The organism is Shewanella sp. UCD-KL12, assembly GCF_001957125.1.
In the GTDB taxonomy this organism is placed as follows: domain Bacteria; phylum Pseudomonadota; class Gammaproteobacteria; order Enterobacterales; family Shewanellaceae; genus Shewanella.
This window is the reverse complement of sequence record NZ_MPHJ01000009.1, coordinates 164,567-181,958: the sequence shown is the minus strand read 5'-3', so window position 1 is coordinate 181,958 and position 17,392 is coordinate 164,567. Positions and strand designations below refer to the sequence as shown.

Annotated in this window: 14 protein-coding genes, 1 tRNA gene and 2 rRNA genes; 11 read left to right on the top strand and 6 right to left on the bottom strand. The window is 44.7% G+C overall.

Annotation, left to right across the window (positions count from 1 at the left end; all coding sequences use genetic code 11):
- The 5 genes from BM736_RS16670 to BM736_RS16650 form a co-directional block, all read left to right on the top strand.
- A 23S ribosomal RNA gene (locus tag BM736_RS16670) occupies nucleotides 1–189 on the top strand; the annotation flags it as partial.
- A gap of 118 nt (nucleotides 190–307) precedes the next feature.
- A 5S ribosomal RNA gene (gene rrf / locus BM736_RS16665) occupies nucleotides 308–423 on the top strand.
- Between the two features lie 95 nt (nucleotides 424–518).
- Nucleotides 519–595, top strand: a tRNA-Asp gene (locus BM736_RS16660).
- A 455-nt stretch (nucleotides 596–1,050) separates the two neighbouring features.
- Nucleotides 1,051–1,302, top strand: a complete 252-nt coding sequence (locus BM736_RS16655) for a YkgJ family cysteine cluster protein (RefSeq protein ID WP_076414207.1) — start codon at nucleotides 1,051–1,053, stop codon at nucleotides 1,300–1,302.
- Between the two features lie 81 nt (nucleotides 1,303–1,383).
- Nucleotides 1,384–1,839 carry an Rrf2 family transcriptional regulator gene (locus tag BM736_RS16650; RefSeq protein ID WP_076414205.1) on the top strand — a complete coding sequence of 152 codons (456 nt, stop codon included), beginning with the start codon at nucleotides 1,384–1,386 and terminating at the stop codon, nucleotides 1,837–1,839.
- 17 nt (nucleotides 1,840–1,856) lie between these two features.
- On the opposite strand, the gene BM736_RS16645 is transcribed toward BM736_RS16650, so the two are convergent.
- The 4 genes from BM736_RS16645 to gpmM all read right to left on the bottom strand — a co-directional run bounded on the left by BM736_RS16645 (nucleotide 1,857) and on the right by gpmM (nucleotide 6,606).
- Entirely contained in the window at nucleotides 1,857–2,618 is a 762-nt protein-coding gene (locus BM736_RS16645) for a divergent polysaccharide deacetylase family protein (RefSeq protein WP_076414203.1), read from the bottom strand.
- Nucleotides 2,619–2,663: 45 nt separating this feature from the next.
- Complete coding sequence (locus BM736_RS16640; RefSeq protein ID WP_076414201.1) at nucleotides 2,664–3,884, bottom strand: S41 family peptidase; 1,221 nt, start codon at nucleotides 3,882–3,884, stop codon at nucleotides 2,664–2,666.
- A 33-nt stretch (nucleotides 3,885–3,917) separates the two neighbouring features.
- Complete coding sequence (locus BM736_RS16635) at nucleotides 3,918–4,994, bottom strand: murein hydrolase activator EnvC (protein WP_076414246.1); 1,077 nt, start codon at nucleotides 4,992–4,994, stop codon at nucleotides 3,918–3,920.
- Between the two features lie 67 nt (nucleotides 4,995–5,061).
- Entirely contained in the window at nucleotides 5,062–6,606 is a 1,545-nt protein-coding gene (gpmM, locus tag BM736_RS16630; RefSeq protein WP_076414199.1) for a 2,3-bisphosphoglycerate-independent phosphoglycerate mutase, read from the bottom strand.
- A gap of 206 nt (nucleotides 6,607–6,812) precedes the next feature.
- Here gpmM and BM736_RS16625 point away from each other — a divergent pair, with 206 nt between their 5' ends.
- The 4 genes from BM736_RS16625 (at nucleotide 6,813) to BM736_RS16610 (ending at nucleotide 10,287) form a co-directional block, all read left to right on the top strand.
- Nucleotides 6,813–7,247 carry a rhodanese-like domain-containing protein gene (locus tag BM736_RS16625; protein ID WP_076414197.1) on the top strand — a complete coding sequence of 145 codons (435 nt, stop codon included), beginning with the start codon at nucleotides 6,813–6,815 and terminating at the stop codon, nucleotides 7,245–7,247.
- 110 nt (nucleotides 7,248–7,357) lie between these two features.
- Entirely contained in the window at nucleotides 7,358–7,858 is a 501-nt protein-coding gene (gene secB, locus BM736_RS16620) for a protein-export chaperone SecB (protein WP_076414195.1), read from the top strand.
- A 106-nt stretch (nucleotides 7,859–7,964) separates the two neighbouring features.
- Nucleotides 7,965–8,984 carry an NAD(P)H-dependent glycerol-3-phosphate dehydrogenase gene (gene gpsA / locus BM736_RS16615; protein ID WP_076414193.1) on the top strand — a complete coding sequence of 340 codons (1,020 nt, stop codon included), beginning with the start codon at nucleotides 7,965–7,967 and terminating at the stop codon, nucleotides 8,982–8,984.
- Between the two features lie 118 nt (nucleotides 8,985–9,102).
- On the top strand, nucleotides 9,103–10,287 hold the full coding sequence (locus BM736_RS16610; RefSeq protein ID WP_076414191.1) for an NAD(P)/FAD-dependent oxidoreductase: 1,185 nt from the start codon (nucleotides 9,103–9,105) through the stop codon (nucleotides 10,285–10,287).
- On the opposite strand, the gene BM736_RS16605 is transcribed toward BM736_RS16610, so the two are convergent.
- Both BM736_RS16605 and BM736_RS16600 read right to left on the bottom strand, forming a co-directional pair.
- A complete protein-coding gene (locus tag BM736_RS16605) occupies nucleotides 10,284–11,336 on the bottom strand; it encodes an AraC family transcriptional regulator (protein WP_256717926.1) in 1,053 nt (350 codons plus the stop codon). The genes BM736_RS16610 and BM736_RS16605 overlap by 4 nt on opposite strands.
- Nucleotides 11,318–12,208 (bottom strand): diguanylate cyclase domain-containing protein, encoded by an 891-nt coding sequence (locus BM736_RS16600; protein WP_076414189.1) that lies wholly within the window; start codon nucleotides 12,206–12,208, stop codon nucleotides 11,318–11,320. Before BM736_RS16600 ends, BM736_RS16605 begins: the two co-directional genes overlap by 19 nt.
- Nucleotides 12,209–12,604: 396 nt before the next feature.
- Between BM736_RS16600 and BM736_RS16595 the strand changes: the two genes are divergently transcribed.
- Nucleotides 12,605–15,343 carry a TonB-dependent receptor gene (locus BM736_RS16595; protein WP_076414242.1) on the top strand — a complete coding sequence of 913 codons (2,739 nt, stop codon included), beginning with the start codon at nucleotides 12,605–12,607 and terminating at the stop codon, nucleotides 15,341–15,343.
- Between the two features lie 11 nt (nucleotides 15,344–15,354).
- On the top strand, nucleotides 15,355–17,205 hold the full coding sequence (locus BM736_RS16590) for a phytase (RefSeq protein ID WP_083700244.1): 1,851 nt from the start codon (nucleotides 15,355–15,357) through the stop codon (nucleotides 17,203–17,205).
- Nucleotides 17,206–17,392 lie beyond the last annotated feature (187 nt).

Sequence of the window (17,392 nt, the reverse complement as noted above, 5' to 3'; positions counted from 1 at the left end):
CCGGTAGCTACGTTCGGAATCGATAACCGCTGAAAGCATCTAAGCGGGAAGCGAGTCCTAAGATGAGTCATCCCTAGAGATTTAATCTCTCTAAAGAGCCGTTCTAGACTAGGACGTTGATAGGCAAGGTGTGTAAGCGTTGTGAGGCGTTGAGCTAACTTGTACTAATGACTCGTGAGGCTTAACCATACAACCCAGATGGGTTTGTGGTGATTAGTGATGATTACTTTACAAGCACAAAAGAATACGACTTGATTTAAGTTAGAAYGATTATAGAACTAATTAGCTTTTCAAATTTCCAAATTAGTCTGGAAACCATAGCATTGTGGCCCCACCTGATCCCATCTCGAACTCAGAAGTGAAACGCAATAGCGCCGATGGTAGTGTGGGGTCTCCCCATGTGAGAGTAGGTCATTTCCAGGCGCCTATTTTGCTTCGATAGTTGAAGCAAGTCTCCTAGCCTTGACAAGCTAGCGACTTAAAAAGAATTTAGTAATATGCGCAAGTACTTTACTAAAGGAGCGGTAGTTCAGTTGGTTAGAATACCGGCCTGTCACGCCGGGGGTCGCGGGTTCGAGTCCCGTCCGCTCCGCCAACACAAAGACAAAAGCCTCTGCAGAAATGCAGAGGCTTTTTTCGTGTTTGGAAGATATAAAAATTTTTTATGCTGTGGCTATCCCAACTAATAGAGTTCACTCGTAACCACGCTATTTAGTGGCAGGAGCCTGTTAGCTCGCTGCTGTTAGCCTAGTTGTATTGCGCTCTATCACATGCTTAAAATATAAGATGCATATTTATTGGCTTTTTATGTGCGAGTTTAGGTACTATAGCCGACTTCGTTTTTTAGACTTTAATTTATTAGCTTTGATATAGCTTGTCTGACTTTTGTGGCTAGGTTTGATGGCTTATTACTCAATTGCATAGAACTATTTGCTGAGATCAAGCTTAGTAAAACGGTCCTTTTAGTTGACCTTTATTCTATTGCCATGTGATCATTGCAACTATCATGCTACTCAATTATGGGTATAATGTGTTGAAAGGAATGAGTTTATGAATTGCCGACTGGGTTGTGGTGCTTGCTGTATCGCTCCGTCCATCTCAAGTCCAATCCCTGGTATGCCTATGGGGAAGCTTGCTGGTGAGAGGTGCATTCAGCTCTCGGATGACAATTTATGTAAGATTTTCGGAATGAAAGAACGACCGGAAGTGTGTAGTTCCTTTACAGCAACTGAAGATGTGTGTGGAAAGACAAACGCTGAAGCAATAAGTTTAATTACTTACTTAGAGTCTCAAACAAATTAATACGGCTCTAAATATGTTTTGGAGCAACCCTCTAGGTTAACTTTTTAAGTTAGCCTTTAGATTAACTTTTTAAGGTGTGCAATGCAGTTAACTCGTTATACAGACTTTGGTATCCGTACCTTGATGTATTTGGCTATTCAGCCTGAAAGAGAGACGCTATTCAGGATTTCTGAGATCACTGAGGTCTTTGAATTGTCGCCTAATCATGTCTCTAAAATTGTACATCACTTGGGTAAGCTAGGTTATTTACAGACTATCAGAGGAAAAAGTGGTGGCTTTAAATTAGGCATGTCACCGGATGATATCAATATTGGTCAGTTAGTTAGGGTGCTTGAAAACTCCTTAGCGCCGATTGACTGTAGCAAGCCTTACTGTAGGTTTACTCCGGCTTGTCAGTTAAAAGGTGTTCTGGCTGAAGCTGTGAGTGCATATCTAACGGTACTGGATCAATATTCCTTGTCAGACATAGTCAGTAACAGGAACGATCTTGTTAAGTTGCTACCAGAGTTATCAATTCCAGTATTAGAGTTAGCTTAATACTCAACGACATGATGCTATTTCAGCCTGAGAGTAGCATCTTTACCTGTATTCTCTTTACTCGCTAATCTATAGGGTAAGAGTTCAGAAGTTCTGACCAATCTTATACCAGCTTTTTCCAGCCTAGGCAGGTTATGCTTAAGATAAGCGATGGTTTCTGGGTAGGGGTGGGCAATTGCAACTACCTGCCCTTGTTTATGAGCCAAAGCCATTAGGCGTTTAAATTGCAACTCTAGCGCTGCTGTCGACAGCTCATTATCCAGAAATACCTGTCTTCTTAATAAAGGGATCCCCAGCTTGTCTGCAGTTACTCCGGCTTTGGTGTACTTAGTGGTCATGCTGTCTACGAAGTAGAGATCTTTTTGCTTTAAGCTTTCCATCACCCACTGCATTGGCTCGTTCAGTTGAGTGAGCAGGCTGCCCATGTGGTTATTGACCCCTTTTGCAACAGGCACACTGCGAAAGGCTTCCACTACGGTGTGCTTTACCTCAGCCTCATCCATGCCATTGGTGATCCCGCCGGGCCCAAGCTTTTTGCCATTTAGTGCTTGCATAGGAAGGTGGAGCATCACTTCATAGCCTTTGCTATTGGCTTGATGGGCAACAGAGCTGCCTAAAGGAGTATGGGGAAGAACGGATAAGGTGATCTTGTTTGGCAAAGTCAGTACAGCTTCATCAGATTGACGATAACCAATATCGTCAATGATGATCGCTACTTGTGATGCTTTTACAAAACTACTCGATATAACAAGAACTACAAAAAGAATAAAAGAGCGCACTGTTTTCGGTATTTTCCATACCTTTTATTATTTTAGTAAAAGGCTTTAAGGATTAGTCTTTATCCATGTGATTGCGGAGTTAAGAGCTAAGTCTGTCTCCGTTTTATTTCTATAATCATTAGCATGGATCTCTGTGTGGTCGATTATAGGCATAGTTTGTTCGTTTGTTACAGTGTCTAATTCAAGTTTTATATCTGGCACTATCCCTTTTGCGTTGATGTCCTTTCCTTTTGGGGTGTTATATTTAGCTATTGTTAACTTAATCGCATTACCTTCCATCAATGTAGGAATTAGGCTCTGTACAGTGCCTTTCCCAAAGCTAGTTTCTCCAATGAGTGTTGCTCTTTTATTTTCCTGTAATGCAGCTGCTAGCACCTCTGACGCTGAGGCTGATCCTTTGTTGATGAGTACAGTCATTGGAATGTCGAGCAGCATGGTATGTGGAGAAGCATAGTATTCAGAGTTAGCATCAAAGAACCGCCCCTCAGTTGAAACAATCCGGCCTTTTGCGAGAAATATATCAGCAATCTTTATCGCTTGATCAAGTAGTCCGCCAGGGTTGTTCCTCAAATCTAAAACTAAACCGTTCAAGTCTAATGTTTGCCATTCAGATAGCTGTTTAACCACCTCTTCAGTGGAGTTGTCCTGAAAGCTTGCAAGCTTGATATAACCTATATTGCCTTCAAGGAGTTCTGCGGTAACTGATTGTACTGATATAACACTAGGGGTCAGGGTTACCTCATAGATACTACCCAGTTGGGAGTGTGTAAGTGCAAGTACGATAGGCTGGTTGTTCTGACTGTAATCTTTAATCTCTTTGAGTAGATCGTCTAACTTCTCTGAGTCCACATCTTGATTGTTTAACTTGATTATCTGATCACCAGCTTTGATGCCTGCTCGCTCAGCGGGGGAGCTTGGAAAGGGCGTTACTATGGTTATCTTATCTTCATCGGTTGCTATCTCTATGCCGAAACCAAAATATTCGCCTTTGTTAGCATCTCTGATATTGGAAAATTCTTGTTTATCAAGAAAGTTAGAGTAGGGATCTAATTTGGCAAAAATCCCCTCGATTGCAGCAGCAACCAATTCATCTTGGCTAAATTCAGTGACGTAATAAGTTTCGACCGTATCGATAACATCGAGCAGAACTGGGTAGTTGAGGCTTGGATGATACTGCTCTGCATTCTCCTGACCCGATAAGGTGACTGACACACCGAGTGCAACACCAAAGATAATACTGCAGAAATAACGAATAAATTGTGACATGGCAACCCCTATTAATTAGGGCTTCTGTCACTCCTAGCGTTTGCAATATCTCGCAGGATCGACCGCTTGCCCTTTATGCCTTACCTCAAAGTATAGGCCAGCCTGTGCTTGTCCACCTGAACGACCGACCAAAGCGATAGACTCCCCTTGATTGACGGTGTCTCCAGCATTTTTTAATAGAGTCTGTGCGTGACCGTAAAGGCTCATATAGCCCTTGCCATGGTCGACAACGAGCACCATACCAAAACCACGTAACCAATCAGCATAGATAACTTTACCCGCTGCAATTGCCGTTATTTTTTGGCCTTCAGGTGCGGAAAGAGTGACCCCCTTCCATTTGACTTGTCCCGAGCGGCGACTGCCAAACCCAGATCTAACGCGACCTTTCGTTGGCCAACTGAGCTTTTTACTGCTCGATAACCCTTCCATCGAAGGGCTACTTTTCATCGCTGTGATAGCTTGCTCAACGACACGCTTTAAACTGGCTTCCTCTATTTGAAGTTGCTCTAGCTTAGCGCCACTACTGCTCATTGTTTTCTGTAGTTGAGTGAGCGTTCTTTGTCTCTGCTCTTGCTCTTGATTAAGCTCTTTGGCCTGTTCCTGCTGGGTTAAAACTAACTTGTTAAGCTGTGCTTGCTGCTGCTTTTGTTCAAGTTGAATTTCACTAAGCTCTTCTATCGTTTTTTGAAGCTCTGTGATGGAAGCCATACGGGCATTATTTAGATATTGGTAGTAGGCGAGTAGGCGCTCTATGGTTGCAGGACTTTGCTGATTAAGTAACATCTTACTGTAATCATGATTTCCAGCTAAGTAAGCGCTGGCAAGTTGATTAGAAAGCGTCTCTTGTTGATCTGATTTAAGCTTATCTAGCTTGGTTTGTCGTTGTACTAATTCGGCTAGCTTTTTATCTGTTTTAGCGAGTGATTCTTTAGTCTCGTTAACTTTTCTTGCTGCAGCAGCAATGGCTTGCTCATCTTTCTTTAACAGGGAGACAAGTTTCTCTCGCTGTTTATTGGTATCTTTAAGATCGGATGCCTGTTTGCTTATCTGTGATTGCAAAGACTTAAGGTCGGACTGACGTTGCTGCAAGTCCGAAGCGTGTAGGGGCATTGATAGCAAGATAAAGCCAGCAAGAGTGCTGGCTTTACAAAAAAAGTAACGGTTAACCAATTATTATTTACTCACTTAATGTGATTATTGAGCGACCTGTCATCTCTGATGGTACGCTTTCTCCCATCAAGGTTAACATGGTTGGAGCAAGATCGCTCAAACGGCCGCCATCTTCAATACTCGCATCACGTCCTACATAAATGAGTGGGACTAATTCGCTAGTATGAGCAGTATGAGCTTGTCCGGTTTGCTCATCTGTCATCTGTTCGGCATTACCATGGTCTGCGGTGATTAAGCATTCACCACCAACCTTCTCTAACGCCTCAACAACGCGACCTATACAGGTATCAACAGCTTCACAAGCTTTCACTGCCGCTTCGAAACTGCCAGTGTGGCCGACCATATCACCGTTAGGGTAGTTACAGATAATCACATCATAATTGCTGGAATCTATAGCACCAATAAGCTTGTCTGTAAGCTCAGCTGAGCTCATCTCAGGCTGTAGGTCATAGGTGGCCACTTTAGGTGACTGAATAAGAATTCTATCTTCACCGGTAAATGGGTCCTCTTTACCACCATTAAAGAAGAAGGTCACATGAGCATACTTCTCAGTTTCTGAAATACGTAGCTGAGTCTTGCCATTATTTTGCAGTACTTCACCTAAGGTATTGTTCAGCTCTGTTGCTGGGAAAGCGATAGGTGCATCTATATTCGCAGCATATTGGGTTAGCATAACAAAGTGAGCATTAGGCTTGGCTTTACGCTCAAAACCATCGAAGTCATTGTCAACAAAGCTTCGAGTGATCTGTCTAGCGCGGTCGGCACGGAAGTTCATAAAGATAAGCGCATCATTGTCTGTTAGCTTAGCAACTTCACCTTGATTATCAGTGATTGCAGAGCTTGAAACAAACTCATCATTTTCATCGCGGGCATAAGCTGCTTCTAAAGCCTCAACTGCTCCAGAGTATTGGTATTGAGAAAGCCCTTGAGTGATAAGGTCGTAGGCTAACGTCACACGATCCCAACGGTTATCACGATCCATGGCATAGTAGCGGCCGATGAGTGAAGCTACTCGGCCCGTTCCTAATGTAGTAAACAGATCATCAAAATGAGCTAAACTCGACTTTGCACTTCTAGGTGGTGTATCGCGTCCATCTAGAAAAGCATGCAGGTAAACTTGTTTAGCACCGCGCTTTACCGCTAAACGGCACATAGCTTCTATATGCTTCTCGTGACTATGGACGCCACCGGGAGAGACTAGCCCCATAATATGAACGGCGCCATCTTTAGCTATAGCGTGGTCTATAGATGCCAATAAGGCCGGGTTGTTGTCAAATTCACCGTCATCAATTGCTTTCCCTATACGAGTAAGTTCTTGATAAACAATGCGTCCAGAGCCGATATTGATGTGGCCGACTTCTGAGTTACCCATCTGCCCGTCAGGTAATCCGACATCGAGACCAGAACCAGAAATTAAGCTGTTAGCGTATTGTTTATTGAGTCGATCCAAAACAGGGGTTTTAGCATGAAAAACAGCATTTTTCTGTGTGTTTTCACGGTAACCCCAGCCATCGAGGATCAGCAGTGCCAAGGGGCGTTTGCGTGTCGTCATGGTGGTACCTTTAAGTTTGAAAGATAGAGTTGAAATCAGAAATTGGTTAAATATTACTACGGAAGGCCTAGTTGAAAAAGGAATTTACCTAGATTGGAGCTATCGAGTTCACTGGATCTCGCTAACTTGCTTCATTCATCAGCATCTTGGGTGGTATACTCTGTGCCCTTATTGAACATATAGCCCTTACAAGTAGGCAGATTAATATGCAAGAATATATCGAATTTTTGAAAGCTAACCCTATGTTGAGCCTTGCCTGGATAGGTTTATTCATCGGCCTTATCGTTAGCGTTTTCAAATCTAGCATCTCTAAAGTTGCTACCGTTGATCACCAACAAGCGACTTTGCTTATTAATAAGCAAGACGCAAAAGTGATAGATGTGAGAGAAAAAGCTGAGTTTAAAAAGGGACATATTGTCGATGCTATCAATGTGCCTTTGTCAGAAATTAAAAATAATAAACTTTCTGCCCTTGAAAAGTTTAAAGCGAGTCCCATTATAATGGTATGTAATGCTGGTATGGTGTCATCACAAGCGTCGCAGTTGATGGTTAAAGCAGGTTTTGAATCTGTACATAACCTAAAAGGCGGTATGGGTGATTGGCAGTCAAACAACTTGCCAGTGTCAAAAAGTAAGAAATAGCAAAAACTAAAACCCGGGATGGTGTCTGAGGGCGAGTTTCAAGCCTCACGTAACAAAAGCCCTTATGATTGGCTTCAATTTGAAGCCCTTAAAATTGAATAGGTAAAATTATGGCTGAAGTAGCAAACAACGAACAACAAGATCCTCAATTCAACATCCAACGTGTTTACACGAAAGATATCTCTTTCGAAACACCAAACAGCCCAGCTGTTTTCCAGAAAGAGTGGAACCCAGAAGTTAAGCTAGATCTTGATACTCGTAGCGCTAAACTAGCTGACAACGTATTCGAAGTTGTTCTTTCTTTAACTGTTACTGCTAAAAACGGTGAAGAAACTGCATTCCTTTGTGAAGTTCAGCAAGCAGGTATCTTCGCAATTAATGGCCTAACAGAGCAGCAACTTGCACACTCTCTAGGTGCATACTGCCCTAACATTCTTTTCCCATATGCTCGTGAAGCAGTGGGTAGCTTGGTTTCTCGTGGTACTTTCCCACAGCTTAACCTAGCACCAGTTAACTTCGATGCACTTTTCGCTCAGTATGTTAACCAGCGTCAAGCCGGTGCAGAAGAAGCTGCTGCAGCTTCTGAAAAGACAGAAGAAGCAAGCGCATAATCAAAAACTGAACGTATCTGTTCAGCATTTCCTGTCGCTGCTCAGATAGCGACTGCTTCATTCGGGTGCTATGCTCGGATGAAGTGGTATAAAATTGAGTAGTTATATGAAAAACACTGCCGATATTACGGTATTAGGGGCGGGGTCTTATGGCACCGCCCTTGCTATTTCTCTAGCCAGTAACGGACATCGAACTTTGCTTTGGGGCCATGACCCTGAGCATATCAATAGCCTCAAGCGCGATAAGGCCAATGAGGAGTTCTTACCCGGTATTGCACTTCCTGAACTGCTTATTCCTGAAGCAGACCTAGCAACAGCACTTGCTGCATCCAACAATGTCCTCGTTGTTGTACCTAGTCATGTGTTTGGATTAGTGCTTGATCAAGCAAAGCCTTTGTTACGTGAAGATTCTCGTATCGTTTGGGCTACAAAGGGGCTTGAGCCAGAAACTGGCAGACTACTTCAAGAAGTCGCAGTTGAAGTGCTAGGTGATAAATACCCATTAGCTGTGCTGTCTGGCCCTACTTTTGCCAAAGAGTTAGCCGCAGGCTTACCGACAGCTATCTCTGTCGCGGGTACTGATGGGCAATTTACTGAAGACCTTGTTGAGCTTTTGCATAGCCCTAAACGTTTACGTGTCTACGCCAATGATGACTTTACCGGCCTGCAACTTGGTGGCGCCGTTAAGAATGTTATCGCTATTAGCGCTGGTATGTCTGATGGTATCGGTTTTGGTGCTAATGCCAGAACGGCACTTATCACCCGTGGTTTGGTAGAGCTTACTCGTCTTGGTGAGGCTATAGGTGCTCAAGGTTCTACCTTTATGGGAATGGCAGGTCTTGGCGACCTAGTATTGACCTGTACTGATAACCAATCACGCAATCGTCGCTTTGGTTTGGCGCTTGGGCAAGGTAAAGATGTTGAAGCTGCTCAAGTTGAAATTGGTCAGGTTGTCGAAGGTTATCGCAATACCAAAGAGGTTTACGCATTAGCTAAGCGTCTAGGGGTTGAGATGCCGATCACTGAGCAAGTGTACAAGGTGCTCTATCAAGGTGGCACGCCCCACGAAGCGGCTAAAGCCTTGTTGGCCAGAGAGAAAAAATCTGAGACTGAGGATAACGATTAATCCATTTCTTCAGTTTATGAGAAACAGTAAAAAGGGTGCTAAAATAGCGCCCTTATTTTTTGGTGGTTTTTAAGTAAACGAGCGCCCATAGGCTGCGTGAGTTGTTGAGGTAGAGCAAGTGAAACATCATGATGTAATCATTATCGGAGCAGGTGCGGCTGGACTTATGTGTGCAGCATCAGCGGGTTACCGTGGACGTGATGTACTCGTACTCGACAATGCTAAGCAAGCTGGACGTAAGATATTGATCAGTGGCGGCGGCCGCTGTAACTTCACCAATCAAAAAGTAGAGCCTCTTAACTTTATCTGCAGTAATGGTCACTTTGTTAAATCTGCACTTGCAAGATATCGCAGCAGTGATTTTATAGAGCTGGTTGAGCGACATGGCATTGAGTATCACGAGCGTGATCACGGTCAGTTGTTCTGTAATGATTCAGCGAAAGAGATCGTTACTATGCTGAAGACTGAATGCGAATGGGCTGGAGCTAAAATTCAGCTTAAGACAGAGATTAGTCAGATCGTTAAATTAGAAAACGGTCAGTTTGAATTGTCGACAGATAAAGAGACCTACACCTGTGAATCTTTAGTGATTGCTACAGGTGGCCTCTCAATGCCTAAACTTGGTGCCAGTCCCTATGGTTACCATATTGCTAAACAGTTCGGCCTTAAAGTGCTGCCAACGAGTGCTGGTTTAGTGCCTTTTACCTGGCACAGTGAGCAAAAGCAGAAGTTTGAGCCACTCTCTGGTATCGCTATACCTAGTACAATTACTGCAAAAGATGGCACTCAATTTAGCGAAGCTCTGCTGTTCACTCACCGAGGCCTATCAGGTCCTGCCATTTTGCAGATATCTAATTTCTGGAATCCAGGTGAGTCCATTAGTATTAATCTACTGCCCGGCATCGATGCCCGTGCAGCGATAGAGCTAGTGTTAGCCAATCACCCTAAACAGAGCTTGAGGAATACCCTTGCACACTGGCTGCCAAAGCGGTTAGTTGAAGCTCTTTTTGATGAAGCTTTGCTTAACAAGGCGATGAATCAGCTGGTACATAAAGAGCTAGAACAGCTAGCCGTCGATCTTGAATCGTGGGAGATCTTGATGAATGGCACTGAAGGTTACCGTACAGCAGAGGTGACCTTAGGTGGTGTCGATACTGACGAGTTGTCATCGAAAACCATGGAAGCGAAATCTGTATCAGGGCTCTTTTTCATTGGTGAGGTGATGGATGTCAGCGGTTGGTTGGGAGGGTTTAACTTCCAATGGGCTTGGTCATCGGGTGTTGCCGCAGGACAAGCTGTTTAACTGTTCACTTTTGATAACCAATCTGTAAAGTAGCCTGGTAATTGTCCAGTCCAGCGCTTGAATGAGCGTCTAAAGTTATTGCTGTCTGCAAATTGTAGCTGCTCTGCCACCGCAGTGTTGCTCTCGCCATCTATTGCTAATAGGTAAAGTGCTTGATGAAGGTTCGCTTCATCCTGAAGCTGTTGAAAACTGGTGTTGTACTCTTTTAAACGCCTCTTGAGCGTTGCAGGGCTTATCGTCAGTTTTTCAGCGATATCCGGAAGCGAAGCATGCTGGCCTTTGGTTTGTCTTATCATAGAGCGGATAGCGGCAGGTATACCTATTTTGTACTCTGCGTCTTGTAACTGGGAGCTAGCTTGCCTGTCTGCGAGCTTATACCCGTGTGAGTTCGCCATTTCAAAGCTTTGTTTCTGTAGGTTTTTCTCATAACTGATTGTACATATGGGTTGCTGAAACTTGAGCATATTACCCAAATACTTATGATATTGGTCGATATTTGAAGGCGCTGGGTAAGGTAGCGCAAACTCGGCGTGTAAGGCTTGATGTTTGAGGTGTTTGTAGCTGGATACCAAGCTGGAAAGGGTAAGCTCGATAAAGAAGCGTTGATGAGTGTGCGCTCCGATATCCAGTGTGAAGAGGAGGTGCTGTTTTGTCTCTGTTTGCCAGCGCCACCCCTGTAGCCAAGGCTGACTCAGCCAGTGATACTTTTGCCAATGAGACTCTAGTTGGCTTAAGTCACGACAGCATAGTAAACCATTGGTCATTAAACCACTTTGATTGGGTAGCCACTGTTGACCGAGTAAAAAGGCTAAATCCTCCCCTGGCCATAATTTTTGTGCATTGGCGATCAGCTTAAGCAGCTGCAGCGGGCTGATTTTATGCTGGGCTTTGAGATCCTCAATAAAGATCCCTGTTCCCGATAGCAGTTCAGTGAGGCTAAGTCGTCTTTGTTCAAAGAGTGAGATGAGATTCGATACCAGTAACTGGCTGTCGATGCATTTGTCACTGGCATAGGCGACGGCAAGCAAGGCTAAACGGCCTTTGGCCAATGACGGGCTTGTTTCACCTTTTCCATCTGCAGATTAATCTCAGCAATCAAGGTTTCGGCATCGCTATTTTTATCTGCAGCACTCTGGCGTTGCCAATGCAGCTCTGCGCTGCTTGCTCGATATCCGAGTAAGGCTAAGTTGTGGATGAGTTCACTGGTAATGGCTGTCGCTAAAGCCGGTGAGCATTCTGGCAGCATAAGGATGAACCTATCACCGGCGTAGCGACAGACTAGATCTTGTGAGCGTAATTGAGTTGCGATTAATTGGGCGACTTCGGTTAAGATCTTATCCCCTCGTGTTAACCCGTGCTTTTGGTTTACTGCGGTAAAGTTATCGAGATCTATCATGATGAGCGCTAAGTGATTAACTTGCTTTAAACTCTTACTCAGTTGATGACGCATTGCGCTAGCCGCGTATATTTGTGTGACATGATCAACCAGTTGGTGCTGACGGTAGAACTGCTCTCTGGTTCTGAGCTGCTCATTTATCCTTGTCTGCTCCTCACGCCATAACCACAAACCATAGGTAAGTGTGAGCAAGCCTAAAGGAGTGGGGATTTTTTCCAATAAGTTAAACCACAATGGCAGGCTGGCATTGACAAAAAATTCGTCTAGCAGATCCATAAAGCAACCTAAGCTGTAGGCTAGCAGACCAATCAGTAAGAGTTGCGTCACCTTGCCACCGGGACGTGCTAATAGCACTAAGACAAGCCAACTGATCCCTAGTAGCAGAAGAGCACCTTCAGTGAAGACATCGAGCCAGTCAATCTCTACTAACAGTTTGGTTTGTGCCTGCAGTAAACAAAGGCTTACTAAACCAGTCGATACAATGCAGGATGAAAATAAGATTTTGACTCTGAGTGATCTATTCATGCGTTTAGTTAATCAGCCATTATTACAAACAATGTGACTAGATTAGTGGGCATTTATGACGGCTTAGTGATCGGTTGGGCAGTCATATTAGCTCAGTGGATCCTACTTAATTGCGGAAGGTATTTTTAATATTGGCTCATAAAGTGGTGGCTTGTTACATTTATGGTTTGTATAAATTCAGTTTAATCAATTACTTATAAAGTCTCTGTTGGTTGCTTATTACTCATGTACAGCGATGCAGCGGCTTTATCACCTCAGTCATACGAGCTCACATCGCTAGATCAATTGCATTTATGGCCGTGTTTTGCAGCTGGTTTGAAAACAGCGTCACGGAACTGTCATCTCTCTGCCTTAGGTTTGCCTGCAATTCAGGTAATTAACCAAGGACTAGAACTAATGAAGCAGTTAAGCTCGCTTTCTCCTCTGTATGTCGCGCTATTAGCGACTAGCTTATGTATGCCTTCGGCAGCGTGGGCAGGGCGGATTGAAGGTGCCATTAAAGACGCTAATACTCAACTCCCACTGCAGGGGGCGCTGATCAGTATTGAAGAGCTGAACCTTAGGCTCGAATCTAATCGTGATGGCCGTTTTTTCTTTCCAAAGGTCCATGCGGGTGAGTACACCTTAGTTGCCAACTATTTAGGTGGGCAAACCTATAGAGAGCGAATCACAGTAACTGAAACAGGGATCGTCAATACCCAGATCCAGCTTCAGGGCAAAGGTATCGAACACATTCAGGTTGTCGGTCAACGTGGTGCCCTAAGTAAGTCGCTTAACCGTCAAAGAGCAGCGGATAACTTAGTCAGCGTACTGAGCGCCGATGCCTTAGGGAACTTCCCCGACACCAATATCAGTGAAGCGTTGCAGCGAGTGCCTGGGATTTCAGTAGAGCGTGATCAGGGGGAGGGGCGCTTTGTTCGTATTCGAGGTATGGCTCCGGATTACAATGCCGTTTCGATGAATGGTACCCGTTTACCTTCACCCGAAAGCGATCGCCGTGCGGTTGCACTGGATGTTGTCCCTGCAGACCTTTTGCAATCGGTTGAGGTCTCTAAGACCCTGACGCCAGATATGGATGCAGATTCTCTCGGTGGCGCCATCGAGGTTAAGAGCTTATCGGCCTTCGACCGTGATGATACTTATATGAATGTTAGCGCCGAAGGTTCCTATGATGAGATGACTGAAAGCACTAACCCTAAGTTGGCGGCGAGCTATAGTGATATTTTTGATGACACCTTCGGCGTCGCTGTAGCTGCCAGTTGGTATCAGCGTGATTTTGGCTCTGACAATGTTGAAACTGGCGGAAAATGGGACTTTGATGATCCAGCCTTGCTTGAAGAGGTTGAGCAAAGGGACTATCAGATCAACCGCGAACGACTAGGTTTAGGTGTGAATCTAGATTTTCGGCCAAATGATAATAATGACCTTTATCTAAGAACACTTTATAGCAGCTTTGTTGATAAAGAGAGCCGCAATGCAAACGAGATAAAGTGGGATGAGCCAACATTAGCTGAGAGTCCTGGAGCTGTTGAGGCGACGCGTTCACTTAAGTCTCGTGAGGAGAAGCAAGATATCGCCTCTGTGGTGTTCGGCGGTGAATCAAGGTTTGATAAATGGAGCTTGGACTATCAAGCCAGTTGGAGTCAGGCCAGTGCCGATAAGCCTAGGTATATCGGCGGGGCAGACTTTGAGGGGGAGTTTGATGATGTGGCCTATCAAAATTCAAGAATCCCACATATATCTGCAGCGGATGACTTTTATAGTGCCGATGAGTACTTGCTCGATAAGGTTGAAATTGCTGAATCGAGTGCGGTAGACACTATGGTTTCTGCTCAGTTCGACCTTAGTAAAGCTGGGTCAATTCAGCAGATGCCAGTGGAAATTCAGTTCGGTGCTAAGTACACGGCTCGCCAGAAAGAAAACCGTGAAGATATTTGGATATATGAAGATTTTAACGAGCAAGGGATCACCGACGATGCGTTACTGATGAGCGCCTTTGCTGGTGGTGAGCCAAATTACAATTTAGGACGCTTTGGCCCCTCAATCGATGCGGCACCAGTCTGGGCCTTAGTTAACAGCATGGACAGTGAGCAAGCCAAAGATGATATCGAGTCGCAGATTAATGATTTTGATATCGATGAAGATATTACAGCCGCCTACCTGATGGGGCATATTGATATTGATAACCTTAGGGTGTTAGCAGGCGTTAGATTTGAACATACGGCCATGAGAGCCCAAGGGACAGGCTTTGATGAGAGTCAGGATGATTTTTTCTCGAGTGACACAGATAAAGATTATCAACATTGGCTACCCGGTATACACCTGAATTATAAGTTGAGTGATAAGACGGTCATGCGGGCATCGTGGAGCAATACCATAGTCAGGCCGACCTTTGGTCAGCTAGCGCCAGGCTTTTTAATCGAGCAAGACGATGATGAACTTGAAGCTAGTTTTGGTAACCCAGATCTTGAAGCGCTGGAGTCGATGAATTGGGATTTAAGTATTGAACATTATATGGGGGGGCTCGGAGTCATTTCAGCCAGTGGTTTCTATAAAGATATTAGTAATTTTATCTATGAGGCCGATTTAGCAGGTTATGGAAAATACCAGGGCTTTGATAAGGCAGAAACGTTCACTAATGGTGATGACGCCGAGATCTTAGGTGTTGAACTGGCCTATGTGCAAGAGTTTGGCTTTATGCCTGAGGCGTGGCGCGGGCTTATCTTTACCACTAACCTGACCTTAAGCGACTCAACGGCCAATATTAGTTGGCAGGATGCAGGCACACAGGAGCGCGAGATCCCTCTACCTAGCCAGTCTGAGATGACGGCAAATGCATCTTTTGGCTATGAAAACAGCTATGTGAGTTTCAGACTATCGGCCGCTTATAAATCAGAATACCTCATAGAGGTCACCGAACTTGATGATGCTAACTTCGACCTCTACCAAGATGCGCATACGCAATGGGATTTTGTGGCGAAAAGCTATCTTACCGAAGATATCACCTTGTACTTTAAAGGCATTAACCTCACCGACGAACCTTTTTATGCCTATACAGGCCATAGCCGCTATAACGCGCAATACGAAGAGTATGGCCGCACGTTTCAGCTAGGTATTCAGTTCATCAACATGTAGAGCACAGAAAAATGAAAATAATAAAACCAGTTAATCCCCCTATGGCAAGTTGGTGCACCTTGATGCTGTCAGCTGCCTTGATGATAAATCCAGCCTTAGCTGACGAGGAAACAAGGGGAGTGGGCCCATTGGCGGGCAGTGAAATGGCAAAGTGGCAGCATGGTTTCGTGTTTGCCAGCGAGCAGCAAGGCTTGGTGCTTGAAAATAATAACAAGCTCACCAGCATAATGCCGGGTCAGTTTGAATACCTGAGTATCTTTGAAAATATTGGACTCACTTACGATACCCAAGTGGATCAAGTGCAGGGCATTAATCTGAGTCTGACCAATGCTTATCGCTTCCCCTTGCTACCTAAGCGGTCATTTCAGGTTGAGTGGTTGTGCTTACAGCCAAGAGCTGTTGATAACAATCTATATGCCTGGATTGGTGATGATGAAGGGCGTGCAGAGCAGTGGTTACTCATGTCAGGCAAGCAGTGGCAACCGCAACTGATGCGTGGCCTATCTGTCACTTTGGGGGCAGTAAAGTGCGCTGTCGATACTCGTGAGCAGCTATATGTCATAGATAATCAACAGGGGCTTTGGCGTTACCCAGCTGCACCTCATATGCCTGCCGAATCTGAGTTGGTAACAGCGCTGCCTGATAACCAATTAACAGGTCTGGTTTTCCATGACAATCAGCTTGTCATGCTCGATGAAGAGGGGCAGATTTTTAATCAGCAGGGTGAGGTTATTGCTAATCCTTTTGATGATCTGCAATCGCTGGAGAGCCTGTATATAGATGGTGACAGTGTTTGGGCATACTCAGATCATAATGATCGCTTCTATATGCGAAAGTGGCAGGGAGTGGCTAATAAAGCGCTAAGTTCAGGCGCTAGTGCTTCACAAACTCAAATTATCGAAGTGCCGACAGAGGTCGAAAGTGATATTGCAGATCGAGCCGGCGATACCATGGATGATCCCGCAATTTGGGTGCATCCCAGTGAACCTGAAAAAAGCCGTATTCTCGGGACGAATAAGCGTTGGGGTTTGCTGAGCTTTAATATGCAGGGACAACAAATACAGCAGATTGGGGCTGGTCGGGTTAATAATGTCGATATTAGGCAAGGTGTGCAGTTGGGGGGAGAAAGCCGAGACTTAGCCATAGCCAGTAATCGAGACCGCAATAGCCTGAGTATTTTCGACATCAATGAGCAGGGCGAGCTGACTCAGTTAACCGAACAAGCCACTAGTTTGAATGATATCTATGGCCTCTGCTTATACCAGCCTAAAGAGGATGAGCTATTTGTTTTTGTTAATGAAAAGTCGGGTGTTATTGCGCAAATTGCATTGCAATGGCAAGACAATCATTTAAAGGCGACCGAAGTAGCAACGTATCGCGTGCCGAGTCAGCCAGAGGGGTGTGTGGCGGATGATAAGCGGCATAAACTCTTTCTTGGTGAAGAAAATGAGGGGATTTGGTTGTTCGATTTGGCGGATGCCAACCCGCAAGCATCTGCCAAGATGATCATTAAAGCTGGTGGGCCACTGGTTGCTGATATAGAAGGGCTTTCTCTGTATCAGCCTGGTGATGAGGCTGGCTACTTAGTGGTGTCCAGTCAAGGTAATGATAGTTACTTACTCTATGATAGTGCGCCGCCATTTGCATATGTTGATCGCTTCAGAATTGGAGTTAACGCCCAACAAGGCCATGACGGTAGCGCTGAAACGGATGGTTTAGATGTCACATCAAGTGCCGTTGGTAGTGGTGTATGGGCCCAAGGCATGATGGTGGTACAAGATGGCCGTAATCGTATGCCAGATGAGAATCAAAATTTTAAATGGGTGCCCTGGAGTGCTATTACGTCTGCGTTAAAGCTGTAGAAAATGGCAGGGTAAGGTTCATTGTTAATGGTCTTATCCTGCTTAGTTCACACTTCTAATCATGGGGTTAGCTTTTAACTGATCCTTATCTCTTTCCTGAAATTCATCTCTACCTAGCCCCAGTATTGCCATGTATAACTTTAATATACAGGGATGTCATAAAAAAACTAACTCACTAAGGAAGGCG

Bases quoted from the DNA above. Each gene is read 5' to 3' on its own strand.
- BM736_RS16655 (WP_076414207.1), top strand. From the start codon at position 1,051: ATGAATTGCCGACTGGGTTGTGGTGCTTGCTGTATCGCTCCGTCCATC.
- BM736_RS16650 (WP_076414205.1), top strand. From the start codon at position 1,384: ATGCAGTTAACTCGTTATACAGACTTTGGTATCCGTACCTTGATGTAT.
- BM736_RS16640 (WP_076414201.1), bottom strand. From the start codon at position 3,884: ATGTCACAATTTATTCGTTATTTCTGCAGTATTATCTTTGGTGTTGCA.
- BM736_RS16635 (WP_076414246.1), bottom strand. From the start codon at position 4,994: ATGCCCCTACACGCTTCGGACTTGCAGCAACGTCAGTCCGACCTTAAG.
- gpmM (WP_076414199.1), bottom strand. From the start codon at position 6,606: ATGACGACACGCAAACGCCCCTTGGCACTGCTGATCCTCGATGGCTGG.
- BM736_RS16625 (WP_076414197.1), top strand. From the start codon at position 6,813: ATGCAAGAATATATCGAATTTTTGAAAGCTAACCCTATGTTGAGCCTT.
- secB (WP_076414195.1), top strand. From the start codon at position 7,358: ATGGCTGAAGTAGCAAACAACGAACAACAAGATCCTCAATTCAACATC.
- gpsA (WP_076414193.1), top strand. From the start codon at position 7,965: ATGAAAAACACTGCCGATATTACGGTATTAGGGGCGGGGTCTTATGGC.
- BM736_RS16600 (WP_076414189.1), bottom strand. From the start codon at position 12,208: ATGAATAGATCACTCAGAGTCAAAATCTTATTTTCATCCTGCATTGTA.
- BM736_RS16595 (WP_076414242.1), top strand. From the start codon at position 12,605: ATGAAGCAGTTAAGCTCGCTTTCTCCTCTGTATGTCGCGCTATTAGCG.
- BM736_RS16590 (WP_083700244.1), top strand. From the start codon at position 15,355: ATGAAAATAATAAAACCAGTTAATCCCCCTATGGCAAGTTGGTGCACC.